Below are 25,034 nucleotides of genomic sequence, written 5' to 3'. Positions count from 1 at the left end.
ACCTCGACGGCATGCCGTACCAGGACACCACGACGAATGGAAACAGTCGAACGAAAGCGGGGGATTGATAACGGCGTCACGCCTTGAAGGGCGGGCGGCACCTGGTCCCATCCGGCAAGATGGAGCGATGTCCACCCCTCCTCTCCTTGGTCCGGACGCTCTTGCGGCCCGCACCCGTGCGGCCACCAGCGCGGCCGTCAATACCGCCCGTGAGCTGGGCCTCGACGTCCGCGAGCCGCGCGTGCTGCATGACGTGTTCTCCGTCGTCGTCCACCTCGCCCCCGCTCCCGTGGTGGCCCGCGTGCCCGTGGTGCAGCCTCCCGGCATCTCCCCCACCGCGCAGGAAGTGCGGCAGCGCCGCGAGCTCGAGGTCGTCGCCTGGCTGGACGCACGCGGAGTCCCGGTCGTCCCGCCTTCCTCCCAGGTGCCACGCGCCCCCGTGCGCCGCGACGGCTTCTCCATGACCTTCTGGCAGCTGGCTGACGTCGCTCCCGATCATTCGCCCTATGCTCCGAGCGACATCGCCCTCAGCGCCGAGCTGCACGCGGCCCTCGCCCCCTACCCCGGCGACCTGGCCTTCCTGGCGCCCTTCTCGGGCACGGTGCCCGCCTGCCTCGCGTACCTCGACGCCCACCCCGGTCTGCTCGCCCCCTCCGACCTGGAGCGCGCCCACGCCGAGTGGAAGCTCCTCGCCCCGGTGCTCGAGAGCCGTGAGGCGTTCTCCGCTCGCTTCCCCACCGCGACGATCCAGCCCATCCAGGGCGACGCGCCGTCGCACAACGTCATCCGCACCGTGACGGGCATCCGCTTCTCGGACTTCGAGGACGTCACCCTGGGCCCCGTCGAGTGGGACCTGGCGATGATCGGTCCAGAAGCGACGGCGGCCTACGACGCCGCGGCGAAGCGGCTGGGGCGCCCCACCCTCCACCCGGAGGTGCAGCGCGTGATGGATGCCGCACGCACCCTCCAGTTCGTCGCGTGCAGTGCCCTGGTGCCCCAGCTCCCACTCCTCGCCGACGGGCTCGCCCCCGCCCTCGAGAAGTGGCGCACCGCGCCGCTGGCAGGAGGGCTCCTCTGACGGTGCCTCGGTTCGGCTTCGAGTAGAGCCCGTCAGAAGCCGTGGAGCTGATGCCGAACGTTCGGACAGGCAGGGCCTGGCTTCACGGAGGCGGCAGGCAGGAGATGCCGGTGAGCGGCCAGTTCCACGCGTTGCCCTCCGCCAGCACCACGTAGGTGAGGGTGTAGCCGTTGTACGGCCCGCCGTAGCACGTCATGAACTTGAATGTGCCCGCCACGGGGCTGAAGGGCACGCCGAGGAAGCTCGCGCCATCCAGCAACATCCAGAAGTGAGAGTGCCCTCCGTAGACGCTGTCCACGTAGGCCACCGCGTCGCTGATCGAGAGGAAGGGGCCTGAGATCGAGTTGCAGTTCTTGCGGATCAACCCGTCCGCGCAGCGAAAGTACGACTTGCCGAGGGCCGGACCGAAGCCCGGGTGGCTGTACACCCGGTGCTGGTTGAGGAACACGTGGATGGCCCCGGGGCTGCCAGCGCTGTTCGTGGCCCAGAAACTCTCGAGGTGCTGTCGGGAGGCGAAAGGCCCTTCCTCGGTCTGCGCCGAGGCGCTCCCAGCCAGGAAGAGGGACAACAGCACGACGGAAAGACCGAGGCTCTTCATGATGACTCCGGGTGAACGCTCACACTCCATGAGTGAACCAGCGCCTGCTAGTTGAGTCGGGCCAGCCTGTATATGAGGGGAAACCCCTAGGCCGGAGGCCTGGAGCCGCTCCAGCCTGGGACGTTGTGCTGAAATGGCGGGTCCACGGCCCGCTACTTCGCCGGTTGCGTGCAGCCACTCAGGAGGACGCAGTGTTCACGCCGCCCTACTGCCAGACCCTCGCCCGGTACAACCAGTGGGCCAACGAGCGCCTCTATGCCGCCTGCGCCGAGCTCACCGACGCCGACTACCGCGCGCCACGGCAGGCCTTCTTCGGGTCCATCCACGGTACGCTGAACCATCTGCTCGTGGCCGACCGCATCTGGATGGGCCGCCTCGAAGGCCCGGACTCCGGCCTGAACAAGCTGGATCAGATTCTGTACGAAGACTTCGCGGAGCTTCGGGCCGCGCGGGCGGCCGAGGACCAGCGGCTCATCCGCTTCATGGACCGCCTCGGCCAGGAGGCCCTGGACTCAGTCCTCTCCTACAAGTCGACGACCGGCGTGCCGCAGGAAGTGCCGGTGGCCTGGATCCTGGCCCACCTCTTCAATCACCAGACACACCACCGTGGCCAGACGCATGGCCTGCTGTCACAGACGGCCGTCGCGCCGCCGCCGCTCGATCTGTTCATCTATATGCGTCAGTCGGGGGCTCAGCCCGCCCCGTCTCGGCCCGCCTGACGTACCCCGTCCCGGGCGCTCGCGGCGTGGCGCTCAGGCGGAGAGGTGCCAGCGCAGGAAGCCCCGCGCGCGTCCCCACATGTCCGACCAGTCCTCCGAGCGGACGAAGTGGTCCGACTCGGGGTACTCGACGTACTCCACGTGCCGCCCCAGCCAGGGATGGTTGTCCCAGGCTCTGCGCGCGAAGTCCCGGGACCAGTGGGGCGGCACCAGGTGGTCCCTCCCCGCGTTCATCATCAGCAGCGGGTTGCGCGCGCAGTCCGCGGGGCGGTGCACCGGCGCGTGCCGCATGAGCTGGTAGATTTCATGCGTCATGGGTGCATCGCGGGGCGTCCAGTCCGGCGAGCCCAGGATGGAGACCGTGGCACGCACCCGCGAGTCCCACGTCGCCACCGTCAAGGCCGTGTACGCGCCCAGCGAGACACCGGCCACTGCGATGGGCCCGTGGCCCTCGTACATCAGGTGATCGATGACGCGGGACACATCCGGCGCGGACTCGAGGATGAGGCGCAGCAGGTTCTCGTGGTACGCCGAGGGCCCCCAGTCCCCCATCCGGTCCACCCACCCGTCCCACCGCGCGCCGTGATGCGGGGCGTCCACGCCCACCGCCGTCAACCCCGCGTCGGCGAGCATGTCCAGCTCGTAGCGCTGGACGTCCGCGTTCGACTTGAGCCCGTGCAGGACGATGACGGCAGGACCTGGACGGGGCTCGTGGTGGACCTTCAGCACGGGGATGCGCCCGTCCACGGAGAAGCGATAGTCAGGGGCCATGAGGAGATTGTGCCAGCCTCACAGGCCTCTGGCGAAGCCCCGTGGAGCGGTTGCAGCCCGCGCAGCGGACGCCGCCGCCCCTACCGCTTGTCGTCGTCGTCCCGGTCGTCGTCGTCATGGTCCTCGCCACCATCGTGGTCCTCATCGTCGAACGCGTCGATGGAGCGCTTGATGTTGCCCTCGAGGGCCGAGCGGGCCTCGCTCCGGCGCGGGTCCAGCCGGCTGCCGTTCTCCCCGGTGAACCAGGCACGCGGATCGAGGCTGAGGGTGACGTTCTCGTTGTCCCCGCTCACCTCGAAGCGGATCTCCCGCTCCTGCTCCACCTCGAGCCCCGACACGAACTGGAAGGGCTGGCCGTCGATCTTCCCGTCGATGATGACCGAGGCCTGCTTCTGCTGCATCTCGGCCAGCTCCGCGCTGCCCCCCACCTCGTTGGCCGAGATCTTCGCCACCTTGAACTCAATCTCGTCGTAGAAGCCCGACTCCACCCGGAGCTGGGTGAACTTCACCACCTGGCCGCCCTCGAGCGCCGCGCCCGACAGGTCCACCAGGAAGGGCCCCGCCTCCAGCTCGAGCTTGCTGCCATCATCCGTGGAGGGCGTGCCGCCACTGTCGTCGTCCAGCGAGCTGTCGTCGTCGTCGCCCTCGCGCTCGAGCTCCAGCTTGCGCACCAGCACCCGCACCCGCTCCACGGTGATGCCGTTGCCCACCTCCAGCCGCTGCTCGAGCGGCACCCCCGCCCCCGAGGGACGGGCGCCGACGCGGGCACTCAGGTCCACCCCCAGCGGCCCCGCCGAGCAGCCCCAGATGAGGGGAACGGAAAACAGGAACAGGGTCGTCTTGCGCATCGTCTTCTCCTCGTGGGTTGACACGTCATCGGGGGGCTGTGGCCCTCGGCCTCTCAGCCCCGACACGGAAGAAGGAGCGCCGAGGCCCGAATCGGCCACACGCCCTCCAGACGACCGGATCGCCAGTCCCCTTGTGGCCGATCCTCCCCTGCCCCACTCCTTCTTCCCGAGAGAGGCGGTCCTGTACGGTGGAGTGGATGTGTGACACCGGGGCATCCCGACTTCCAGGCCGGCGCCCTCCTGTGCGGAGGGACGCCAGGGGGAGCTCGCGCGCGACGGCCGGGGGGCGGACCTCATGACGGAAGAGCAGATGGCGCTCTGGCTCGAGCGGGCCAGACAAGGAGACCAGGCGGCGTGCCGTGAGCTGTACCAGCACTTCCACGGTGCGGTGCGGCGGGTGGCGGCGAGCTTCGCGACACTCGGCCCGGCCGAGGTGGAGGATGTGGTGCAGGAGACCTTCGTGCGTGCCTTCCGCTCCCTGTCCCGGCTGGAGCACCCGCGGGCCTTCAGCCGCTGGCTGCACGCCATTGCCAGGCACTACGCCCTGGCCTTGAGCCGCAGCGCTCGCACCCGCGAGCAGGTGAAGGATGCCCTGGCGCACGAGGTGGACCCGGCCATCCCGGCGCTGCCGGAGTCGCTGCGGCTCGAGCGGCGCGTGGCGGTGGTGCGCGCCCTCATCGACGCGCTGCCCGAGGGGCCGGAGAAGCAGACCGCGCACCTCTTCTATGTGGAGGGCACCCAGAGCGCGCGGGAGATCGCCGAGCAGCTGGGGCTGGGCAAGAGCGCGGTGACGATGCGCCTGGAGCGCTTCCGCGCCCGGGTGAAGCGAGAGCTGCTGGCACGGCTGCTGGCGGCGGAGGTGGGCTAGCGGCCATGAAGACTCCTTCCCAAGACACTCCGGGCCCCTTCGGCCACCTGGACGCGGCCAGCTGGAGCGCGCTGCGCGACCGCGAGCCCGCGGCCGTGGCGCACTTCGCCCGCCACCTGGCCTCGCCGTGCGACGCCTGTGAGGGCTTCCTCGCCGAGGCCTCGGGACAGGAGGAGCTCGACGCCCTCGCCGACGAGGCGCTGGTGGCGGTGGCGAACACGCCGCCCCGAGAGGACACGCTGGGATGGGAGCGGGTCCGTCGGCGCGCCTTCCCTTCGAAGGCCCGGACGTGGGGCCCCCGCCTCGGAGCGCTCGCGGCGGTGGCGGCCGCGCTGGTGCTCCTGGTGCTGGCGCCGCGCATGGAGCGCCCGGGGGAGCCCCGTGGCGGCGAGCGGGTGAAGGGCGGCGCACCCCTGGTGCTCGAGCTGACGGCGGCCGCGCAGCTGCCCGATGGGCGCGTGCTGCCCGTGGCCGAGGGCCAGGCCCTGCCACCCGAGGCGGTGGTGCTGCTGCGCTACCACACCACCGAAGCGGTGGAGGCGGTGCTCGTGCGCGAGGTGCCCGCCGAGGCCCCCCGCGTGCTCGGCCGCTTCAGCCTGGAGGCCGGCACGCACGATCTGGCGGAGGCGAGCGGGCTGGCAGGCGTGTCCCTGGAGGGCGAGACGGGGGCGCTCACGCTGGCGCTGGTGGCGCTGCCGCCGGGCCCCCTCACTGGCGGCGCCACGGGCCATGACTCCGGGCATGAGGCCCCGACGCTGGAGCAGGCCGCCGGGTGGCCGGGAGCCGTGACGGCCCGGATTCACTTGCGGGTGCAGCCCGGCGATGATTCGCCCACCGGACGGTAGCGTCCGCTCGCGCTCCCTGGAGAGATGTCCCCGTGGTCCGCCTCCCCACCGCCGCCCTGCTCGCGCTGGCGCTCACCCTCACCGCCTGTCTCGCCTCGAGCGGTGGTGAGAAGGGGGGCCTGGTGCGCGTGCGGGCGGACGCGGACGCGGTGGGGAGCGCGCACGCCGGAGAGCGCCACGCGCTGCTCATCGGCATCCCTCGCTTCAGCGATGAGGCGTGGACGCCGCTGCGCTACGCGGGCAAGGACGCGGAGGACCTGGCGCGCGCCCTGAGGGATCCGTCCCGCGGCGGCTTCGCCTCCGTCACGGTGCTCACCCGTCCCGAGGAGACGACGCGCGCCGCGCTGCTCGATGCGCTGCGGGCGCTCCAGGCACGCGTGCGCCGGCCGCAGGACGTGGTGGTGGTGTACGTCTCCAGCCACGGCACGCTGGCGCGCGATGTGCGCGGCGAGCTGCAGCGCTACCTGGTCACCTCCGACACGTCCTTCCGCGACGTGGCGGGCACCAGCCTGGACATGCCCACGCTGGAGGCTTCGCTGGAGCAGCTGCGGAGCCTGCGCCGGGTGCTCGTCCTGGCCACCTGCCACTCCGGCACCGGCAAGTCGCTGCTGCCCCCCGAGGTGCGCGCGGAGCTGGAGCGCACCAAGGGCCCGACTCCCGCCCCCACCCGTCCCCTGGAGGAGTCCAGCCGCGCCTCCATCATCCTGTCCGCCAGCGACTGGGGCGAGGCGGCGCGCGAGGACGACGCGCTGGGCAATGACATCTACACCCACTTCCTCGTGCAGGCGCTGGACGGGCGTGGCGACCGCAACGGCGACGGCGCGGTGAGCGCCACCGAGGCCCATGACTTCGCGCGCCGCCTCACGTACGCGTACACGCAGGGCCGTCAGCGGCCCAGCGCGCGGATTCTCGAGGTGGGCGCGGACCCCGCGCTCCTCTCCGGGCGGCTCTCGCGCGCCGGCCGGCCCGAGCTCTTCAGCTATGGCGGACGGCTGGAGGGCTTCACCCTCAAGGTGGATGGCGAGGACGTGGGCCAGCTGCCCGGGGGCGTGGCGGTGCCGCCCGGCCGGCGCAAGCTGGAGCTGACCAAGGGCGGACAGGTGCTGTGGGCGGACACGCTGGAGCTCGTCGCCGGCGAGCGGCGAGATCTCGAGGCGCTGGCGCAACGGCCCTCGGGAGCAGGGGCGCGCCCCCGAGCCGTGTCGCTGGCGGCGGGCGGCTTCAGCTTCCTCGACACCGCCAGCCGCCAGCAGGTGCTGCCCGCCTCGGCCCTGCTGGGCACGATGCTGTACCTGCCCCAGGCGCTCCTCGACGAACGGTTGGACCTCTGGGTGGACGTGGCGGCGGGGATGGGACAGGGGCAGGTGACGTCACCGGTGGGCAAGCAGGTCCAGATGAGACACCGGGCGCTGGTGGCCGGGGCCAGCGTGGGCAAGTCCTGGTGGCTGGGGCCGGTGGGGCTTTCCACCGGCCCACACGTGGCCGCGCTATGGCTGCAGCGCTCCTTCCAGCTCGAGCTGGTCCAGGGTGACTCGTACGCCACCCTGTGGCCTGGCTGGATGGCAGGAGTGACATGGCGCGCCACCCCTCGCTTCACCGTGACGGCTCGCAGCCAGTTCCTGTGGGCGTACGTCCCGGTGGACGGGCGCACGCGCATGGTGGGCTTCGGCATTGCGACGCTCGGGGGAGGGTATCGGTTCTGATGCGCTCGGCCCTCTGCCTCCTCGTGCCCGTGCTCGCTCTAGCGTCCGCCGGCTGCGGCGGCTTCTTCAACGCACCGCTCGGCAGCGCCGTCATCCGGGGCCGCGTGGTGGGGGCCCAACCGAGCGCGGCGCGAGTGACGCTGCGCATCGAGCACGGCTCGGAAGGCCGCGAGGACGGGGACGACGACGAGGAGGACGACGACGGGCACGGCTCGGGCGACGGGGACGAGGACTCGTTCCGCACCGGCGTGGACGCCGACGGCCGCTTCGAGCTTCGCGACGTTCCGGCCTCTCCGGGGGCCCTCTTCATCATCGCCTCGGCCACGCACGCGACGACGGTGCGGGTGGACCCGGCGGGCGGTGAGGTGCTGGAGCTGGGCGACATCGTGCCCCACCCTGGCGCCTTCCTCCTCGTCACCGTGGTGGATGGCGCCGGCCAGCCCGTCCCCCACGCGGAGCTGGACCTGGACGGCACCGACGTGGAGCACATCCCCGTCAACGCGCAGGGCCTCGCCCGGCTGGGGCCTCTGCCCGCGAGCTGTTACCGCGTGCGGGCCAGGGCCGACGGCCATGACGAGGCCCGCGCCGACCGCTGCCCACGCGCGGGCGAGGAGCTCTCCCTCACGTTGGTGATGGACGAAGACGAGCCGTGAGGCTCGGGCGACGCGTCGGAACTTGTTGACGCGTCGGAAACTTCCGACACATATTGCCCGCCATGACGACGAACGTGGACGTGTTCTCCGCCCTGGCGAATCCGATCCGCCGGGAGATTCTGGTGAAGCTGCGTCTGGGGCCGCTACCGGTGACGGAGCTCGCCTCGGGGTTCGACGTGGGCCGGCCCGCCGTGTCCGAGCACCTGCAGGTGCTGCGCAAGGCGAAGCTGGTGCGCGAGGAGCCTCGCGGCCGCGAGCGCTACTACCACCTGGATCCGCAGCCGCTCGCCGAGGTCGAGGCGTACCTCGACACCTTCACCCGCTACTGGAAGAAGCGCCTGGCCGCGCTCGATGCCGTGCTCAAGGAAGAGGAGAAGAAACGATGAAGCACAACAATCTCATCCAGCTGGACCAGTACTACGAACAGCCGCCGGCCGCCGTGTGGAAGGCGCTCACCGATCCCGAGCTGCACGCGCGCTGGTGGGCCGCCGGCGACGTGCGCCCCGTGGTGGGCCACAAGTTCGAGCTGGACATGGGCAACTGGGGCAAGCAGCCGTGCGAGGTGCTCGAGGTCGTCCCCGAGCGCCTCTTCAAGTACCGCTTCACTCCGGACTGGACGCTCACCTGGAGGCTGCAGCCGGAGGGCAGCGGCACACGGCTCACGCTGCTCCACGAGGGCTTCGACCCCAGCAAGCCGAAGGATGTCTTCGCGCTCGAGAACATGAGCAAGGGGTGGCCGGCCATCCTGGTGAGGCTCGGCGCGACGGTGGCCGCCCGGCTCGCTTCGTGAGGGAGCGTTCGTCGAGCGCCCTGAAATGGGTCACTTTGGGATATCCCAAAGTGACTCAGGGCCTGGCCTTGCTCGCTCCTCCCTGGACGCCCTGGACGGCGTTCAGCAGGAAAAAGCTGAAATTCGAGTTCTTCTTCGCCAGATCCGTGGCCATGTTGTGGCACGACATGCAGGAGCCCTCCTTCTGGATGTAGGTCTCCATGGTCGTGTTCGAGACAAAGCGCGGTACCTGCCGCTGATCGAAGGTCAGCGTCTGACCGTGGACCTGCGACGACACCCACTGTGTCGACACCACGAAGTAGTTCTTCCACGGGCCCTTCGGGTCAACCTCCTGAAGCTTCTTGAGCCACGCGGCGTTCAGCTCGCTGGTGGGCTGGTAGACCGCCCAGCAGCGCGCGACCTGCGTGCCATACTTGCCGTCATTGAGCAGACGGGCCGGGGCATAGGGTGGGCCCGAGGTGTTCCAGCGATAGCCACCCAGCGGCTTCTGCGGCGGCTCGTTCAGCGCGCAAGGCTTGCCATCCTTGGTGCAGGACGGGTTGTAGAAGGAATAGGTGGCCGACCCGGCGTCAGCCGCGGAGCAGGCCACCTGCGGGGCCGGGTGCTGGCCGTCCACTGGCTGCGGCGCGTCCTTGGCCAGCGGGGCGTTGTCCTTGTGCTCGAAGGTCGTCCACGTCCAGGCGTTGTAGTCATAGCTGGCGGACGGTTTGGCGACGATGTGCATGCCCACCAGCCCCAGCGTCACCGTCAAGCAGGCGGGCTTGCCGCTCTCCGTCTCCGTGCCGTCGAGGCTGATCTGCGCCTTGATGGAGTAGTAGTTCGAATCGGGCGCGGGCAGGATTCTCCAGGCAGTCTTGATCTCGATGGCGCCGCTGTTGCTCCCCGACGCCGCGGGAAACTGGATGGTGCCGGTGAACGCCTGCTGGCCGCCCTGGGTCGTCAGCCCTTTCGACTGGATATATGCCTTCTCGGCTGGCGACACGCGGATGTCGTACAGGACATAGTTGCCGTTGCGATCAATCAACGGCTCACCCGTTGCCTGGAGGATCTTCCCGGCCTGCGTGCCGAGGTTGGAGAGCATGGCGTCGGCCAGCCCTGACTGGCTGGCGGCCTGGGTCAGCGACCCGCTCTTGGCGATGCTGTAGAAGGTGGGCAGGCTCTTGTTCGTGCATCCGCCGCCAGGGCTGCCTCCGAACACGTCGAGGGTGCTCGGGAAATACTCCCACACGCGCTTGGCGGTCGGATTGGCGGAGAGGCTGGTGCCGACCGGCTTGCCGTTCTGGTCGGCCGGCCAGTTCAGCGCGACGAACATCTGCCAGGAGAAGTTGTCGAACTGCGTCTGGTTGGAGGTCAGGCCCGAGTAGTCGAGGCCGGGAATCAGCAGCGACGTCGGGATCGTCGGGCAGAGTGTGGAGCCGCCCGAGCTGCAGAACGCCGGCAGGTTCGACGGTAGCGGGGACGGCGTCTGCGCGTGGGTGGGCAGCGCGATGCCTGCGCAGAGCAACAGCGCCGAGCAGGCGCCAAACCTGGAAGTTCGTAGCGTCATCGAAGCACCTCGGAGTATGTGTTTTCTGAACGTGGACCCAGTCACCAAGGGCCGCTGCTCGTGGCTCTTGGTGAAATCCACGCTGCCATCCGAACCGCCTCGGTGCTGTGAAGCGCCTCACTCCTCATGAGTGAAATGACTGACTGCGCGCTCGCGGGAGCCCCGGCCAATGCTCCCGCCACGCTCACTCGAACACGGACAGCTCCGCCAGCTCGAGCATGGTGGCCTGACTGCCCCGAGCCTGCTGGACGAAGACCTTCACCAGGCGCACGGAGGGCGCATCCACCAGCGGCACATCGAAGGGCGTGTCCTGGGTCCAGTTGTCGTACCGGCTGGCGATGCTCGACAGCGGCTCGGGGCGGAAGGGCTTCACCTCCGCCAGGCGCACCCACTTCACGCCGTCCGCGCTGCCTTCGACGACCACCACCCTCTCCTCCGGCCCGTCGAAGTCCTGGGAGCTCTCCAGCCCCCGGATGACGAGCCGCGACAGGTGCGTGAGCGCCGGCAGAGTCCCCCCCCACCTCGTTGAGCGCCACCTGGCGGTCCAAGAGAGACAGCCCTGCAGGAAGTCGCTCGGCGTCGTCTCGTCCGGGCACTCCATGGCTTCCAGAGGCACCCCAGCGGAAGCCCTCGCTCCTCAGCGAACCGGCACGAACCGATAGATTGCGCTCTTCATATCGGAGGACACGTAGATGGTCCCCGAGGCACCCACGGCGACCCCCGTGGGGATGTAGCCCGGCGGAAAGCCCGCGCTCTCGGGCAGACCGATGCGCAAGCCCCTCGCGAGCACGGTGCTGCGCCCGGTGACGGGATCGATACGAACCAGCTGCTTGCGGCCCACTTCGGCGACGATCAGCCCACCGTCGGGATGCCGGGCAATACCCTCGGGTGCCCGCAGGCCCGTGGCCACCGTGGTCCGAGCCCCATCCGACAGGCGCACCCGGCTCACCCGCCCCGAGCGTACCTCGGTGACATACACCCCCGGCTGCGCCGCCTGCGTATCGGCCACGAGCCCCACCGGCCCCGCCAGTCCCTCGGTCAGCACCGTGGTCCCCGCGGGCTGGGCGGTGTCCACCCGCACGAGCCTGCCCGTGGAGGCCTCGGCCACCAGCAGCGTGCCATCGGCCAGCTCGAGCACGCCCTGGACGCCATTCGTGTTGGGGATCGTCCGCAGCACTTGCAGGGAGGCTCGATCCAGGACCTGCAGGTTCCCCATATACGCACTGCTCAGGACCACGTGCTCCGCGCCCAGGCTCACCTGCATCGGGAAGGTGAGCGGGGTGGAGAGCGCACGAACCGTCTGGGTGATTCTCCCATCGAGCCCTCCCACCTGGCGAAAGGCGTACACATCCGCCACGTACAGGCGCTCCTGCGGATCATCCGGCGCGACGGCGAGGCCGGAGGGCACGCTCAAGCGTGAGTCGACGAGGAGCCGGGAGGAGCCCGTGGCGGGATTGACCACGCGGATGTCGTTGTCCACCATGTTGGACACGTACACCTGGTCATCGGGGCCGACGGCCAGGTTGTCGAGCCCGGTAGGCAACCTCGCGACGACCTCCTTGGCTCCCGAGGGCAGCCGGACGCGGACCATCTCCCCCCGTGCCGAGTCGAGCACATAGAGGTGCTCGCGGCGCGCGTCGAAGTTGGCGGCCACCGGCAGGGTGAAGCCCTCCGCGACCACCTCCACGGCCCCCGTGTCCACGTTCACGCGGGCAATCTGCCCCCTGAGCAGGATCGGGCCGTACAGCCGGTCGTCCGTGCCGAACTCGAAGCCGTTGAGGAAGCCGAGGTTGGTGCGAATCTGCCGAGGAGGCAGGTACCCGCGCGGATCCACTTCCCACAGCGCGTCCGCCGGGCCGAGCTGGGTGACGTACAGCCTGCCGTCCCGGCGGAACGCCAGCGAGTTGAGGCCTGGGAGATCGCTGGCGATGACGTGCGTCCTCCCATCGGGAGTGCGCCGCATCAACCGGCCGGAGAAGTAACCGGTCCAGTAGATGGAGCCATCTGGCCCCACCGCCACATCATCCGCGCCGCCCAGCGGAGGCCCTACCAGGGTGGAGACTTCGCCATCGCGCAGGTCCACGAGGTGGACCGACTGTCCGAGCAGGTTGCTGGCGAGCAGGTGCCGATGGCCGTAGAGGGCCAGCCCGTGGACGCCTTGGAAGGGAGAGCCCGGCACCAGCACCTCCTGGCGATAGCGGGAGGGAGGAGAGGCCAGGGCCTGGAGACTCACCACCAACATCCAGGCAACCAGTGACTGACAGGGGACTCGATACATGCATTCTCCGTGTGGGGCTCGGGCGCAGACCTCCATCGTCGCGAGCTCAGGGCCGCCACCCGGTCAGCATCCCCCGAGCCGCCGCGCTGGCGCCAGTGCTGGAGCCAGGCATCGACAAGCTCCGCGGAAGGACCCATTGGGGCCCGCATGACCCATGCGTTAGTGTCCGCCCCTCTCTCGACGCGGGCGAAGCGGCAAAGGTGATCCTGGATGAGTGACGCTCCCGAATCGGCCCACCTGTCCCCCGGCACGGAAGTGGGCCCCTGGCGCGTTCTGGCCAGGGCGGGCCAGGGGGCCCACGGCGCCGTGTACCGCGCCGTGCCTCGGCACTCCGAGCACGCCCCACCCGTCGCGCTCAAGCTGGCGCTGCGCCCGGCGGACCCTCGGTTTGCTCGCGAGGTGGAGTTGCTCTCGCGCGTGCGCCACCCGAGCGTTCCTCGCCTGTACGACAGCGGCACGTGGAACTCCTCCGATGGCACGCCCTACCCGTGGCTCGCCATGGAGTGGGTGGACGGAGTGCCCCTGTACCACTGGGCCTGGAAGCCTGACGTCGCCTCCCGTGAGTGCGTCCGCGTGCTGGCGCAGCTCGCCAGCGCCCTCCAGGCCCTGCACGCCCTGGGCGCCGTCCATCGGGACTTGAAGGGGGAGAATGTGCTGGTGCGCCACTCCGATGGCCGCGCCATGCTCACCGACTTCGGCCTGGGCTGCCTGCCGGGTGCCGAGCGGCTCACGCCTCCCGCCGTCTGCGTGGGCACCCCGCTCTACCGCTCCCCGGAAGCGAGCCTCTTTGAAATCAACTCCCGCCGCGACCGCTCGGCTCGCTATACCCATCAGCCCGCCGATGACCTCTACGCGCTGGGAATGACGGCCTGCCGGCTGCTCACCGGCGAGTACGCGGAATGGGTGGGGCCCACCCGGGATGAGCACGGCACCTGGCACATCCACAAGGTGCGCACTCCCGCCTCGCTTCGAGGGGTGGAGCCTGTCGTCCGCGCCTTGATCCTGCGAATGCTCGCGGTGCACCCCGAGCAGCGAGGCACCGCGGCGCAGCTCGCCGAGGCCCTGGAGCGCGCCTCTCGCCCGCCACCTTCCGCGCGTCCCCGGTGGCACTGGCTCGCGATGGCGGCGGCCGTGACGCTGGTCGTGTGGACGGGGTGGGCAGTGGCGAAGTGGTCCGGGGAGAAGCCTCTCCTCGCCCAAGAGCGGAGAGAAGCGGCTGCTCCGCGGGAGGCAGATACCTCGGGGCTCGGCGAGGCTGCGTCCACCGCCTCCACGGCACAGTCCGCGGAGCCACCAGTGCAAGCACCGCTCGCGCAGGAGGCCCTGCCCGAGCCGCAACCGGGGCAGGTGCGGCCCGATGCCAGAGGGCGCTGCCCTCACAAGGCCCACGTCTCCCTCAACGGCGCGTGCTGGGTGCCAGTGAATCACGAAGCGTGTGACGCGCTCGGCGCCGCATACAACGCCAAGCTGTTCAAGGGAAGGTGCTACGTCCCTGCCCTGTCCTCGGAGCGCCCCTCGACGTCGCACCCCACGCGCACTCCCTGAGTCTCCGCAGCCAGCCTGGACTTTCAACCTTTTGGGACCTGGGTGCTGGGGCGTCCATGCGCCATGAAGCTCCACGCCGACCTGTCTACTCTACCCGTCAGTACCCGGTTCGCGCAGGTGGCCGCAGGTGCTCCCTCGAAGACCGTGTGAGATGATGGCAACCTTCAATCCCATAGCATCAGGTAACGCCAAGAAACTGCTTCTTGGGTGACCTCTTGTGGAAGGCAAGAGATGAACTGGCTTCGACTCCTGGTAGTTCTTGTTGCTTGTGCGGCGAGCGTGGCGCGTGCCGAACCGAATCCATGCGTAGGAGCCCCGAGGCTCACTGCTCTCGTGAGTGAGTCCGGTGATATCGGAGTCCCTGGTGAGATTGAAGGTTTTGGAATCGCAGGCAAACCCAAAGGCACGCGCTTCACTCCAAAGAGCAAGGAGAGCGTCAAACAAGAAAACGCTAGCCGCAACGACGGCACGAACCGCTGCGAGAACTGTGGTGTCGAGACAGTCCCAGCCCAGCAACACCAGAAAGGAGTTACGCCTCCCTCCAATGAGACGCAGGTGGACCACGTTGTCCCGAAGTCCAAGGGAGGCAAGGGCGTGCCGGACAACGGCCAGATCCTCTGCAGGGACTGCAACCTCAAGAAAGGCGACAAGGAGCAATGACAGGAGGTGCCGCGGTGAAGGGTGACGATTCCAAGCGCCACGTCAAAATCATCGTTCCCTTGGAGCAGGACGAGGACGGATATCCGCCCGTGGGCGCGGAGCGGTTATGGGCTCTCCCCATAGGAGAAGGTCGCTATCAGCTAGACAATATACCCTTCTTTGCGCGCAACCTTGCATGGGGGGACGTCGTGTCCGCCGTCCCTGAAGAAGGAGCCGAAGAGGGTGTGCTGCGCTTCGATCAGGTCCTTCAATCCTCTGGTCACAGCACCTTCCGCATTCTTGTTCATGACGAGCCCCAGGTATCCGAGCTGTGCGAACTCGTGGAGCGGTTGGGGTGCGACACCGAGCGTAGCCACCTGCCCCGTCTGGTAGCCATCGACATTCCCCCCGGCGTTCCTCTTGCGGTTGTACGTCAGGCACTCTCCCCCGGCGTCAGCCAGGAGCGCTGGGAGTATGAGGAGGCCTGTATTGGACAGCCAGAGGTCGAGTGAAGGGAGTTGGGCAAGCGAACCACGCTCTGGCTGTCAATAGGCCCTGCGATCCGCCGCGCGGGGAAGCTCAGGAGGCAGAACCCCAGGCCGGGGAAGCGCTTGCCTCGATCCATGGCTGCACGCAACCATAGGGCCCACATGAAGCGCCCCCAATCCTCCGACTTTTCCCATCTCCCCGACACGCACGTCGGGCGTGGGGACGCTCCGCCTGATCCGTCCGAGCACGAGGGCCTGGGGAGGTCGGTGGACATCGCAATCATCACCGTCATCCAGCCCGAGCTCTTCGCCGTGCTGGATGCACTGAGCATTCCGCACGGGGCGCGGGAGAAGAGCAGCGGAGGCACAGCATACTTTGGAGGCTTGCTACACTCTCAGGTCGCGCACCGAGACTATCGGCTCGTCGTGACGTGCACCGGCTTCGCTGGAAACTCCGAGGCTGCGGCGGCGACTCAAGAGGTCATCACGAGGTACAAGCCACGGCTCGTCTTGCTGATGGGCATTGCCGCAGGCATCCGGGGCAAGGTCAAGATCGGCGAGGTCATCCTCTCCGAGCGCGTCATAGCCTACGAGCATGCGGCCCTCGTGGCGTCTCAGGATGGAGGCGCTTCGAGGGTGGAGCACCGTCCCGAGATCGACAGGGTCTCCCACTCCCTCCACCAGGACATCATCGCCTACAACCCCGACCCGGCTCGGCTTGAGGTGGGGTTCCGCCGCATCCAAGGCGAGTACCCGATGGCCACGAGCGGCAAGGAGCAAGCGCTCCAGGCGGATGTCGCCTCGGCTATCATCCTCAGGACCGCGACGGTGGCCAGCGGAGAGAAGCTCCTGAGAGATCCGGCCAGGCTGGTGGCCGTGAGGCAGGAGCAGCATGGCAAGGTGGAGGTAGGCGAGATGGAGGCAGCGGGCCTGGTGGATGCCTGCCGCCGCAACAACACCCCCTGGCTGGTCATCCGAGGCATCTCCGATTTCGGAGACGCGCTCAAGAACGACAGCTTCCACGAATTCGCCTCGCGTGCGGCTGCGACAGTGCTTGCGGACTTTCTGGCGCATGGGCTGGATCTCCGAGGCCCCGCTTGGGATGCCACCGAGGGCGAGCCTGCCCGGCCGATCCTCCCCAAGCGGGAGATGCAGGAGACGAAGCCGCTAGGCGAAGCTGGCCCCGTCGTCCTGGGCAAGTCGCTGGCGGAGTGGATCGACGTCGTGAGGAGCGGCGACCCTTCGGACCGCCGTCAGGCACTGGGCATACTGGCGGACCAGGGGCCGCGTGCCGAGTCGGTGCTTCCCGACCTGCTCGAGCTGCTGAAGGAGCCCCACCACACGAGCCAGGTCCTGGAGGCCATCCAGGCGATTGGCCCGCGCAACCAGGCGCTGCTCCTGCCCCTGGTCCGGCTGCTTGGCCATGCGGACCATGAGGTGAGCGGCACGACCACCTCTCTCCTGGCCGGACTGGGGGCGGATGCGGTGGCTCCCCTCTGCCGCGCCCTGGATGACAAGAGCCGGAGGAACGCCGCGGCAGAAGCCCTGCAGAAAATCGGTGCTCCCGCCCTGCCACGACTGTTGCTCCTGACAGACGACGAGCGGGACGCGGTACGCGATACGGCTCGGAGGTGTCTGGACACCCTGGCACCCTCGAACGTGGCCGAGCTCATCCGCCTCGGCAAGCAGGACCCCACCTCGGCAAGCCGCGTGCTCGACATCTTCGATCGGTCCTCCGTGGTGAACGAGGACGTGAGTTCGTGGGCTCTCGAGGTTCTGCGCTCAGCGCCCCCACGGAAACTCGCGGCACTGGCCGCGAGCGTGGCCGTGCGTACACCAGCGCCCGCCGCCTCGTGCCTTCCGGCGGCGGAGATCGCGCTGTGGGATGAGCGCGAGGATGTCCGCGATCAGGCCACCAAGGTTCTTCAGCTTACGGGGCGTGACGCCATCCCGACACTGCGCACGCTGCTGCCAAGGGTGGATGCAGCCCACATGCGTCATCTCCTGCCAGCATTGAATTTCCTGGCTGCGGACTCGGGTCCGCTCGGCCAGGAGATTCATGACGCCTGCCACCGTCTTCAGACAGACGATGAGATGGAGCTCGAGCTCACGGCGTTCATCCTTGACTTTCTGCCCGAGTGGGCATGTACGCGGGAGGCCCATGCGCCCTTCCTGGATGTTCGACTCTCACAACTGCGAGCGGCGGCGATGGAGCGCCTCCTCCAACTAGGACCTCACGGTTTAAGAAGCCTGCTGGGCTCTCTGCATGCCGTGCCACGAGATCTTCGCCCCAGGGTGGTGACCGCTCTCCTTGCAGCCCAGGACAAGGCCGCCGACGTGCTCTCCGCGGGGGGCGGAATGGCGCCGCTGACCCATGAAGCCCTCGCCTTCTATGCAACGACCCCGCCCTATGCCCTGGCAGCACTTCCTTCTCTTGTCAGGAGGCTTGTCGATCTCAGCAGCCGCGACGAGGAGAGCGAAGAGGAGACTCGGAGGATCCCCCTCATCGTCCAGGTGCTCGACCAGCACCCGGAAGCGACCCGCCGAGAGTTCGTCGCTCTAACCACCCGGCTCAAGTTCCGCGAGAAGGACATCGCGAAGGCCGCTTCGAGACTCAGTCAGTATGAGTCCATCTTGGATGGAATCGCGAGCCTGCTGGAGAGCACGGAAGTCCACCCGATGCTGGCAGGGAACGTGCTGCGAGCAGCAGGAGAGGCGAGTGGTCCCGCGCTCCAGAGGCTGTATGACAGGAGCCAGGCGGGTGCCGTGCGCCAGCGAGTCGCCTTGCTCCAGGAGGAGCTCGGACTCACCTTGCAAGGCCGGCTGAAACTCGCTGTCGCCTGCGCTACGGGAGTCATATCAGGGACCATCGGGTCGCCGCTGGGCTTCCTGATCGGCTGTTGGAGCCTGACGTGGCGTTTCGTTCCGAATGTCCTCGTTGGGATATGGGGCATGGTTGCGACAATCGCCAGCCCCTCCGTGCTGAGCCTTTGCTTGGTCGGCACGCTCCTCGGAGCGAGTGCTGCATTAGCTTCAGCGCAGGGGATGAAGACCATGAGTAGCCTCTTGTCCTGCGCAAGACCTGGCTCCCGGGCCCGCAGCATCATGGGAGCGATAGCGGGGGCGCTGTCATCCATTCTTGCGCTCTGGCTCGCCGGCCAATTCCTGAAACTGCCACTCATCCCCTCGGAGTTCGTCTTGCCCGTCTTCGTCACTGCGGGGGTGGCCGCAATCTACGCAAAGGTGGATTGGAAGGATTGAGGAGTGAGTGGGAGGTAGCAAGGCTCCCGGGCCGGGTAGAGCCGGGCGCCGGTGTAGGACTCGCCCTCACCGGAGTTCCTACGGAAGTCCGACCGGTCGGACCGACGTAGATCCGACCGAGCCCTTACGGCAGTCCGACCGGTCGGACCGACGTAAATCCGACCGAGCCCTTACGGCAGTCCGACCGGTCGGACCGACGTAATGCCGACAGCACTCGTGGAATCGGCCCTCGAGGTTCACATGCCGCGCCGCCCGAGCTTCTCCGCCGTCTCTCGGATGAGAGCCATCCACTCAGCGCGGTCCTCGACGATGAACCGAACGGTGCGCGTGCCGAACTGAAGCCGCATGCCGTCAGGGATGAACACCGTGGAAGAAGGCCACACCCCGGTGCGTCGCGGATGCTTCCGACGCCGCATAGCCCCAACCGTCGTGGATGGTGCTACCGAGGCACTCGCACGCCAGGATTCCCCGGGCGTTGAGCTGTTTGAAGGCCGCAGTGATCCGATCGTTCGTCGAGGGCTCCGTCCACGTCGCCTCCAGTGCGCGCTCCTCATCGAGCCACCGGGCGGTGATCTCCTCGAGCCGTGGAAGGAGCGATGGGCCGTAGTCGTAGATCACCGTGCACGGCCCTCCAAGCGTCCTGGGCATGGAAGAAGCAGTACCCGTGGGTCGCTTCCCCCAGCTCATCCCGAGCGAGGGAGACCTCGGCAGCCTGGTGGATCCCCTCGTCTTGAGTGACGCCGCAGTGCTCCAGCGCGACGATGCCTCGCTGTTCGAGCTCAGCGAACGCGGCTCGGAGCCGATCCCCATCGGTCACGGAAGGCCAGGGGCTTTGTTCCTCTGCCCTCTTCGCGAAAGCCGCCGCGATGGCTTCGCGCACCAGGCGGCGAGTCCCCGGGGGAATCTCGGAGAGCTGAGTGATACCGGCTGGGAGCTCGAACATGTCCCCCATCGTCCCGAAGAGATGGAGGTAGAGCGATTCGTGGTTGTCGAAGCCAGCGGCGACCAGGGTGTCGATTTCTTTCAGGACACTGTCGGGGAGCGCCATGAGCGCTGCCTACCACCCCGGGCTGCTGGAGACCATCCGCGTCCAACCCCTCCATCCACGGGATGGAGGGGAGCTCAGGGCGTGTACAGCTCGGCCGGCACGACGGCGCCGCCGTTATTGGCGCCCCCCGCGACGAGCACTCTGCCATTGGGAAGCAGTGTCGCCGTGTGGATCCTGCGAGGAGCGGACATGAAGTGGGTGGTGCTCCAGGTTCGCGTGGCTGGGTCGTAGAGTTCCGCTGTGTTGCTCTCCACGCCGTCGCGTTGTCCTCCCGCGAGGAGCACCTTGCCGTCGGGCAGCAGGGTCATGGTGTGATGATAGTGCGGAGAGGCCAGGGAGCCGCTAGCGCTCCAGGTCCCCGTGTCCGGGTCGTACTCCTCCGCCGACGCGAAGGCGCCACCGTCGGCCCGCGCGGCTCCTCCCGCGACGAGCACCTTGCCACTGAGCAGCCGCGTCGCCTCGTGCCAGAGGCGAGGGGTGATCATGGAGCCTGTCGCGCTCCAGGTGCCCGTGGCCGGATCGTACAGCTCGGCTGTCGCGAGGGTGGTGCTTCCCTGCTGTCCCCCGACGACCAGCACCTGACCGTTGGCCAGCAGGGTTGCCACGTGGGACTGGCGAGGGGTGATCATGGAGCCTGTCGTGCTCCAGGTGCCCGTGGCCGGATCATACAGCTCGGCCGTCGCGACGTTGCCGCGAAGGTTGGAGCCCCCCGCGACGAGCACCTTGCCGTCGAGCAGCCGGGTCGCGGTGTGATGGTATCGAGCCGTGGCCATGGAGCCCGCGGAGCTCCAGGTGCCCGTGTTCGGCTCGTACACCTCCGCCGCCGCGAGAGCCTGGGAGCTTCCGTTCTGTCCTCCCGTGGCGAGCACTCTGCCGTCGAGCAACGCCGTTGCCTCGAAATACTGGCGCGGGAAGGCCGGGGAGCCCGTGGTGCTCCACGTGCCCGAGGTGGTGTCGTACACCTCCGCGGTGGCGACGTTATCGAGCTGGTTGCGTCCGCCCGAGATGAGCACCTTGCCACCGGGCAGCAGCGCCGCGGCATGGAAGAGGCGAGGCGCGCGCAGGGAGCCTGTCACGGTCCACCCCGTGGGCCCGTTCTCGCACGCGTTGCTCACGCCATTGCAGTCCTCATCCTCCTGCGTCCAGCAGAGCTCCGCCTTGGGGCCCTGCTGCCCCTGGCAGAGGATGGTGCCGAACAGGCCGCACGTGATGGTGCCGCCGTGGCAGATACCAACGCCCTCCGTCCCACTGGGGCCGCCATAGCAAGGCTGGCCCTGCTTCTCCGAGCACGCGCAGCCCTCGTTCACCTGGCCATCGCAGTCGTCATCGAAGGGGCTGAAGCAGCTCTCGGGTGCCGGCAGCACCTCACCCTGGCAATCGCTCCACGCGGTGCCAATCACGTTGCACTGACGGCGGCTGGCCCGGCACAGCCCCTGCTCCTCGGTACCCGCGGGCCCCGAGTACGGGCACTCCTCGTAGGCGCCCGGCGTGCAGATGAGCCCTTCCACGATGAGGCTGAGCTCGGTGCAGGTGCCAGCGCCACAGGCCGCCGCCTGCGCTGTCCCGGTCACCTGAACCGTGTTCGAGGTGGGTTGGCCAGCCATGCCCGCGGAGATGTTGGCCGTGTTGCCGCGCTTGATGTCGATGCAGGTCCGGCCGTTGGCGCCGGACACCGCGGAGCTGTAGCCCGTGTAGCTCACGCCCTCGGCGCGCACCGTCGCACCCGGGACGGGCACACCCGCCTCGTCCACGACGAGGACGTTGACACAGCTCTTGTCCGTCCAGGGCGCATCGCAGTTCCACCAGGTGAAGTGGTTGACCTGGACGACCCAGGCCAGCTTCCCAGGCTGGGACAAAGAGGGCTGGATGGTGCCGGAGCCCTCCTCGCGCCAGCGGCCCGCGTCCAGATCGAACCACCAGGCGGGCACGGAGTCCCCAGCGTGGAGCTTGTTGGCCAGGGCGGCCGGGAGGATGAACTCCAGGGTGGCGGACTTGCCCGGAGCGAGCTGCACCGGCGCGCCGTTGCTCCACAGGCTCACCTCGGCCATGAAGAAGCTCTCGAGCTCCACGGCGCTTCCGGAGGCGGCGGTGATGCCCTCCAGCGGGCCCGGCATGAGGGCCATCTGGTGGGTGGGATCCAAAGCGGAGACGGTGACGCCGACGGTGCCAGTCACGGGCTGTCCCAGGGCATCCACCACGGCGTTCGGCGGGATGGAGATGCGCACCGTCTGGGTCTGGATCGTTCCGCCCTGCTCGGCCTGGAAGGGGATGGGGGCCAGGAGCGGGAGCAGCCGCACCTGGGTACCCGCGTGCTCCCCCGCGGGCAGCTCCACCACGGCGGTGGCGGAGGTGAAGCCGAGCGCGTCCACGCGGGCGAGGAAGCGCCCTGGGGCGAGCCCCTCGAAGAGCCGGTGGCCCGAGCTGTCGACGGGGAAGACGGCCCCTCCAAAGGAGATGGCGGCCCCGGGAATGGGGTTGCCCGCGGTGTCGATGACCTGAAGCAGCACGCTGGTGCCGGCCGGTTCGGAAGGATTCTCGGGGCCCTCGGGCTCGTTGGGCCCGTCGGAACCCGCGGGCGTGTAGAGCCCCGCCGACGCCTGGTCTCCGTTGCTGAAGCCGCCCGCGACGAGGACACGGCCGGTGGACAGCAAAGCGGCGGTGTGGAGGTAGCGACCGGTGGCCATCGTCCCCGCGTCGCGCCACGTCCCGGAGGAGGGCTCGTACACCTCGGCCGAGGTGAGGATGCCGGTGTATTCATGGAAGCCGCCCGCCACGAGCACTCGGCCGTTGGGCAGCAGGGTGGCGGAGTGAGAGCGACGAGGCCTGGCCATGCTGGCGGTCATCGTCCAGGAGCCTGTCGGCGGGTGGAACAGCTCCGCGGAGGCGCTGCCCGCCTGCTCGGAGCCGCCGCCGCCCACCACGAGCACCATGCCGTTCGGCAGCGAGGTGGCGGAGTGGTAGGCGCGCCCCACCGACAGAGTGCCCGCCGGGCTCCAGGTGCCGGTGTTCGCGTCATAGAGCTCGGCCGTGTTCTGCGGCTGGCCGCTGGCACCGGAGCCGCCCACCACGAGCACCTGCCCGTTGCTCAGCAGGGTGGCGGAGTGGTTGCGCCGAGGCGAGCGCATGGGCGCTGTCGCGGCCCAGGTGCCGGTGGTGGGATCAAAGACTTCAGCCGTGCTCAGCACGGCTCCGCCATACTCGGCACTCGCGCCACCCGTGACGAGGACGCGGCCGTCTGGCAGCAGGGTGGCGGTGTGGAAGAGGCGCGGCGCCACCATCCCCCCCGTTGCTGTCCAGGCGCCGCTGGCAGCGTCATACACCTCCGAGCTGATACCGCTGTCCCACTCGGCGCCACCTCGGCCCGCGAAGAGCACGCGGCCGTTGGGCAGCAGGGTGGCGGTGGCCGAGCGGCGCGTGTTGAGGCTGTCCGCGGTGCGGCTCCAGGTGCCGGTCGCTGGGTTGTAGAGCTCCGCGGAACGGTTGTAACCGCCAGCGACGAGGAGGCGGCCATCGGGCAGGAGCGCGGAGACGTGCAGGAGCCGTCCAGCAGCCATGCTTCCTGTCGGGCTCCATTGCCCTTCGGGGGCGGTTGTGGAGCGGCTCGAGAGGGTCTGCCACGGTGTGGCAGCTCCGCTCGAGGGCTCGGAGATGGATTGACCGCAGCCCATCAAGGCGGAGCAGAGGAGCCCCAGAAGCAATGAGCGAGGCAGACGCGGAGGGCTGGCGGAACCTCCCTGCAAGCGAGAGGTCCACCACTTCGAGGGCTGCATCATCTCTTCTCCCGGCATGAAGGCTGTCAGTGAATGCCTGCACGGACTCACACTGGCAGTGCGACTGTAGTGCTGCTCCGCGGGCCTCACCAATTTCTGCCACCAGGGACACATGACTCAGGTGGCGGGTGGCGGTGGACGGAGAAGTCGCTGGAGGAGGTGCCGGTGGGCCGGCCTCGAGCCCCAGCCGCCGGCAGCCGGGCACCGTTCAGCGCCAGGAGCGCTACCCTCGGCTCAGCGCGGGGTGAGCTTGAGCAGCTTGCCGTTGGTGTCGTCGGTGAGCAGGTAGAGCGCCCCCTCGGGGCCCTGCACCACCTCGCGGATGCGCGCGCCCAGGTTCGTGAGCAGCCGCTCCTCGCCCACCACCCGGTCATTCCTCATCATCAGCCGCACCAGCGCCTGGCTGGACAGGCCTCCGATGAAGACGTTGTCGCGCCACTCGGGGAACAGCTCCCCGGTGTAGATGGTCATCCCCGAGGGAGAGATGACCGGATCCCAGTAGTACACGGGCTGCTCCATGCCCGCGCCCTGCGTGTTCTCGTGGATGGGCGCGCCCGAGTACTCCTCGCCATAGCCGATGGTGGGCCAGCCGTAGTCCTTGCCCGCCTCGGGGCGGTTGAGCTCGTCTCCCCCGCGCGGCCCCATCTCCACCGTCCACAGCCGGTTCTGCCGGTCCAGCGCCGCGGACAGGATGTTGCGGTGCCCCACCGACCAGATCTCCGGCTTGGCGCCCTCGGTGCTCAGGTACGGGTTGTCCTGGGGCACCGAGCCGTCGGGGTTGATGCGGACCACCTTGCCGAAGTGGCTCTTCACATCGCGCGCCTGCACCCGGCCCGGGAGGATGGAGCGCTCACCGAGCGTGACGAACAGCTTGCCGTCCGGGGTGAACACCAGCCGCCCTCCGGCGTGCAGGGTCGACTCCATCGTGGGCATCATCCGGAAGATGATCTGCAGGCCCTCCACGCGCGGCTGCGCGCCGTCCACGAGCTTCGCGCGGGCCACCGCCAGGCCATTGCCGCCCTGGCGCGGCTCGTAATAGGTCCAGTAGATGAGGCCGCTCTGGGCGTAGTCGGGGCCCACCTCCACGTCGAGCAGACCGCCCTGTCCACGGCCGTCCACGGGCGGCAGGCCCGCCACGGCGGGAGACTTCTGCCCCTGGGGCGTGACGATGTAGAGCGAGCCGGTGGGCTTCTCCGTCACCAGCATGCGCCCGTCGGGCAGGAAGGCGATGGCCCAGGGATTCCTGAAGCCCGTGGCGATCTCCGTCACCTGCAAGGCCGTCTTCGTCTGGATGGCTGGGACGCGCGTCTGGCCCGGGAAGGCCGGCTGGAACTCGGGCACGTTGGGCGGGCCCGTCTGGACAGGGGGGCCACTGGGAAGCGGCTCCTCGGGCGGCTGCTCCGTGACGGGGGGCTGCGGCGTGTCCTCCGGGGGGGTGGTGTTCTTGCTGCTGCAGCCCGACAGCAGGGCGGCAGCGAGGATGGCCATCGACAAGGTGCGCATGGAGCTCTCTCCAGGGACGGAATGGGTCTGCTTGGAGGTCCAATATGCAAGGTGGGACAGGCGCGCCATCAAACGATCTGGCG

At 68.8% G+C, this 25,034-nt stretch carries 22 protein-coding genes; 12 read left to right on the top strand and 10 right to left on the bottom strand.

Annotation, left to right across the window (positions count from 1 at the left end):
* Positions 1–127 precede the first annotated feature (127 nt).
* Positions 128–1,078 (top strand): aminoglycoside phosphotransferase family protein, encoded by a 951-nt coding sequence (locus KY572_RS10930; protein ID WP_224242494.1) that lies wholly within the window; start codon positions 128–130, stop codon positions 1,076–1,078.
* A gap of 82 nt (positions 1,079–1,160) precedes the next feature.
* On the opposite strand, the gene KY572_RS10925 is transcribed toward KY572_RS10930, so the two are convergent.
* Positions 1,161–1,676, bottom strand: a complete 516-nt coding sequence (locus tag KY572_RS10925) for a hypothetical protein (protein WP_224242493.1) — start codon at positions 1,674–1,676, stop codon at positions 1,161–1,163.
* A 191-nt stretch (positions 1,677–1,867) separates the two neighbouring features.
* Between KY572_RS10925 and KY572_RS10920 the strand changes: the two genes are divergently transcribed.
* The gene (locus tag KY572_RS10920) at positions 1,868–2,395 is read left to right on the top strand and encodes a DinB family protein (RefSeq protein ID WP_224242492.1); all 528 of its coding nucleotides are present in this window, start codon (positions 1,868–1,870) and stop codon (positions 2,393–2,395) included.
* A 33-nt stretch (positions 2,396–2,428) separates the two neighbouring features.
* Here KY572_RS10920 and KY572_RS10915 read toward each other — a convergent pair whose 3' ends face one another.
* Together KY572_RS10915 and KY572_RS10910 are read right to left on the bottom strand one after the other, a co-directional pair.
* Positions 2,429–3,166 (bottom strand): alpha/beta hydrolase, encoded by a 738-nt coding sequence (locus KY572_RS10915; RefSeq protein WP_224242491.1) that lies wholly within the window; start codon positions 3,164–3,166, stop codon positions 2,429–2,431.
* An 80-nt stretch (positions 3,167–3,246) separates the two neighbouring features.
* Complete coding sequence (locus KY572_RS10910) at positions 3,247–4,014, bottom strand: hypothetical protein (RefSeq protein ID WP_224242490.1); 768 nt, start codon at positions 4,012–4,014, stop codon at positions 3,247–3,249.
* A gap of 295 nt (positions 4,015–4,309) precedes the next feature.
* On the opposite strand from KY572_RS10910, the gene KY572_RS10905 reads away from it, so the two are divergent.
* The 6 genes from KY572_RS10905 (at position 4,310) to KY572_RS10880 (ending at position 8,873) form a co-directional block, all read left to right on the top strand.
* Positions 4,310–4,882, top strand: coding sequence for an RNA polymerase sigma factor (locus KY572_RS10905; protein ID WP_224242489.1), 573 nt, complete (start codon positions 4,310–4,312; stop codon positions 4,880–4,882).
* Positions 4,883–4,887: 5 nt separating this feature from the next.
* Positions 4,888–5,727, top strand: a complete 840-nt coding sequence (locus KY572_RS10900) for a hypothetical protein (protein ID WP_224242488.1) — start codon at positions 4,888–4,890, stop codon at positions 5,725–5,727.
* Positions 5,728–5,759: 32 nt separating this feature from the next.
* Entirely contained in the window at positions 5,760–7,430 is a 1,671-nt protein-coding gene (locus tag KY572_RS10895; RefSeq protein ID WP_224242487.1) for a caspase family protein, read from the top strand.
* On the top strand, positions 7,430–8,083 hold the full coding sequence (locus KY572_RS10890; protein ID WP_224242486.1) for a carboxypeptidase-like regulatory domain-containing protein: 654 nt from the start codon (positions 7,430–7,432) through the stop codon (positions 8,081–8,083). Before KY572_RS10895 ends, KY572_RS10890 begins: the two co-directional genes overlap by 1 nt.
* A gap of 62 nt (positions 8,084–8,145) precedes the next feature.
* Complete coding sequence (locus KY572_RS10885; protein WP_224242485.1) at positions 8,146–8,469, top strand: ArsR/SmtB family transcription factor; 324 nt, start codon at positions 8,146–8,148, stop codon at positions 8,467–8,469.
* Positions 8,466–8,873: an SRPBCC family protein gene (locus KY572_RS10880; RefSeq protein ID WP_224242484.1), complete on the top strand. Its 408-nt coding sequence runs from the start codon at positions 8,466–8,468 to the stop codon at positions 8,871–8,873. Before KY572_RS10885 ends, KY572_RS10880 begins: the two co-directional genes overlap by 4 nt.
* 55 nt (positions 8,874–8,928) lie before the next feature.
* Here KY572_RS10880 and KY572_RS10875 read toward each other — a convergent pair whose 3' ends face one another.
* The 3 genes from KY572_RS10875 to KY572_RS10865 form a co-directional block, all read right to left on the bottom strand.
* On the bottom strand, positions 8,929–10,419 hold the full coding sequence (locus tag KY572_RS10875) for a hypothetical protein (protein WP_224242483.1): 1,491 nt from the start codon (positions 10,417–10,419) through the stop codon (positions 8,929–8,931).
* 184 nt (positions 10,420–10,603) lie between these two features.
* Positions 10,604–11,020: a hypothetical protein gene (locus tag KY572_RS10870; protein ID WP_224242482.1), complete on the bottom strand. Its 417-nt coding sequence runs from the start codon at positions 11,018–11,020 to the stop codon at positions 10,604–10,606.
* Between the two features lie 36 nt (positions 11,021–11,056).
* Positions 11,057–12,661: an NHL repeat-containing protein gene (locus KY572_RS10865; RefSeq protein WP_224242481.1), complete on the bottom strand. Its 1,605-nt coding sequence runs from the start codon at positions 12,659–12,661 to the stop codon at positions 11,057–11,059.
* 246 nt (positions 12,662–12,907) lie between these two features.
* On the opposite strand from KY572_RS10865, the gene KY572_RS10860 reads away from it, so the two are divergent.
* From KY572_RS10860 to KY572_RS10845, 4 genes are all read left to right on the top strand, one after another.
* A complete protein-coding gene (locus KY572_RS10860) occupies positions 12,908–14,242 on the top strand; it encodes a serine/threonine-protein kinase (protein WP_224242480.1) in 1,335 nt (444 codons plus the stop codon).
* A 231-nt stretch (positions 14,243–14,473) separates the two neighbouring features.
* The gene (locus tag KY572_RS10855; protein WP_224242479.1) at positions 14,474–14,902 is read left to right on the top strand and encodes an HNH endonuclease; all 429 of its coding nucleotides are present in this window, start codon (positions 14,474–14,476) and stop codon (positions 14,900–14,902) included.
* A 14-nt stretch (positions 14,903–14,916) separates the two neighbouring features.
* Complete coding sequence (locus KY572_RS10850) at positions 14,917–15,393, top strand: DUF4265 domain-containing protein (RefSeq protein ID WP_224242478.1); 477 nt, start codon at positions 14,917–14,919, stop codon at positions 15,391–15,393.
* Positions 15,394–15,636: 243 nt separating this feature from the next.
* Positions 15,637–18,630, top strand: a complete 2,994-nt coding sequence (locus KY572_RS10845) for a phosphorylase family protein (RefSeq protein ID WP_224242477.1) — start codon at positions 15,637–15,639, stop codon at positions 18,628–18,630.
* Positions 18,631–18,981: 351 nt separating this feature from the next.
* Here KY572_RS10845 and KY572_RS10840 read toward each other — a convergent pair whose 3' ends face one another.
* The 4 genes from KY572_RS10840 to KY572_RS10830 all read right to left on the bottom strand — a co-directional run bounded on the left by KY572_RS10840 (position 18,982) and on the right by KY572_RS10830 (position 24,951).
* Entirely contained in the window at positions 18,982–19,248 is a 267-nt protein-coding gene (locus KY572_RS10840; RefSeq protein WP_224242476.1) for a DUF6891 domain-containing protein, read from the bottom strand.
* Positions 19,181–19,678, bottom strand: a complete 498-nt coding sequence (locus KY572_RS48095) for a DUF6891 domain-containing protein (RefSeq protein WP_407659928.1) — start codon at positions 19,676–19,678, stop codon at positions 19,181–19,183. Before KY572_RS48095 ends, KY572_RS10840 begins: the two co-directional genes overlap by 68 nt.
* 74 nt (positions 19,679–19,752) lie before the next feature.
* On the bottom strand, positions 19,753–23,232 hold the full coding sequence (locus tag KY572_RS10835; RefSeq protein ID WP_224242475.1) for a kelch repeat-containing protein: 3,480 nt from the start codon (positions 23,230–23,232) through the stop codon (positions 19,753–19,755).
* 450 nt (positions 23,233–23,682) lie between these two features.
* Positions 23,683–24,951: a PQQ-dependent sugar dehydrogenase gene (locus tag KY572_RS10830; RefSeq protein WP_224242474.1), complete on the bottom strand. Its 1,269-nt coding sequence runs from the start codon at positions 24,949–24,951 to the stop codon at positions 23,683–23,685.
* Positions 24,952–25,034 lie beyond the last annotated feature (83 nt).

It is taken from the genome of Hyalangium gracile (assembly GCF_020103725.1).
In the GTDB taxonomy this organism is placed as follows: Bacteria; Myxococcota; Myxococcia; order Myxococcales; family Myxococcaceae; genus Hyalangium; species Hyalangium gracile.
Note: the sequence above shows the minus strand (reverse complement) of the source record. Positions and strands in the feature narration are given on the sequence as shown.

Coding starts and splice junctions, on each gene's coding strand:
- KY572_RS10930 (WP_224242494.1), top strand. CDS start 128: ATGTCCACCCCTCCTCTCCTTGGTCCGGACGCTCTTGCGGCCCGCACC.
- KY572_RS10925 (WP_224242493.1), bottom strand. CDS start 1,676: ATGAAGAGCCTCGGTCTTTCCGTCGTGCTGTTGTCCCTCTTCCTGGCT.
- KY572_RS10915 (WP_224242491.1), bottom strand. CDS start 3,166: ATGGCCCCTGACTATCGCTTCTCCGTGGACGGGCGCATCCCCGTGCTG.
- KY572_RS10910 (WP_224242490.1), bottom strand. CDS start 4,014: ATGCGCAAGACGACCCTGTTCCTGTTTTCCGTTCCCCTCATCTGGGGC.
- KY572_RS10905 (WP_224242489.1), top strand. CDS start 4,310: ATGACGGAAGAGCAGATGGCGCTCTGGCTCGAGCGGGCCAGACAAGGA.
- KY572_RS10900 (WP_224242488.1), top strand. CDS start 4,888: ATGAAGACTCCTTCCCAAGACACTCCGGGCCCCTTCGGCCACCTGGAC.
- KY572_RS10890 (WP_224242486.1), top strand. CDS start 7,430: ATGCGCTCGGCCCTCTGCCTCCTCGTGCCCGTGCTCGCTCTAGCGTCC.
- KY572_RS10885 (WP_224242485.1), top strand. CDS start 8,146: ATGACGACGAACGTGGACGTGTTCTCCGCCCTGGCGAATCCGATCCGC.
- KY572_RS10880 (WP_224242484.1), top strand. CDS start 8,466: ATGAAGCACAACAATCTCATCCAGCTGGACCAGTACTACGAACAGCCG.
- KY572_RS10875 (WP_224242483.1), bottom strand. CDS start 10,419: ATGACGCTACGAACTTCCAGGTTTGGCGCCTGCTCGGCGCTGTTGCTC.
- KY572_RS10870 (WP_224242482.1), bottom strand. CDS start 11,020: ATGGAGTGCCCGGACGAGACGACGCCGAGCGACTTCCTGCAGGGCTGT.
- KY572_RS10865 (WP_224242481.1), bottom strand. CDS start 12,661: ATGTTGGTGGTGAGTCTCCAGGCCCTGGCCTCTCCTCCCTCCCGCTAT.
- KY572_RS10860 (WP_224242480.1), top strand. CDS start 12,908: ATGAGTGACGCTCCCGAATCGGCCCACCTGTCCCCCGGCACGGAAGTG.
- KY572_RS10855 (WP_224242479.1), top strand. CDS start 14,474: ATGAACTGGCTTCGACTCCTGGTAGTTCTTGTTGCTTGTGCGGCGAGC.
- KY572_RS48095 (WP_407659928.1), bottom strand. CDS start 19,678: ATGGCGCTCCCCGACAGTGTCCTGAAAGAAATCGACACCCTGGTCGCC.
- KY572_RS10835 (WP_224242475.1), bottom strand. CDS start 23,232: ATGGCTGCTGGACGGCTCCTGCACGTCTCCGCGCTCCTGCCCGATGGC.
- KY572_RS10830 (WP_224242474.1), bottom strand. CDS start 24,951: ATGCGCACCTTGTCGATGGCCATCCTCGCTGCCGCCCTGCTGTCGGGC.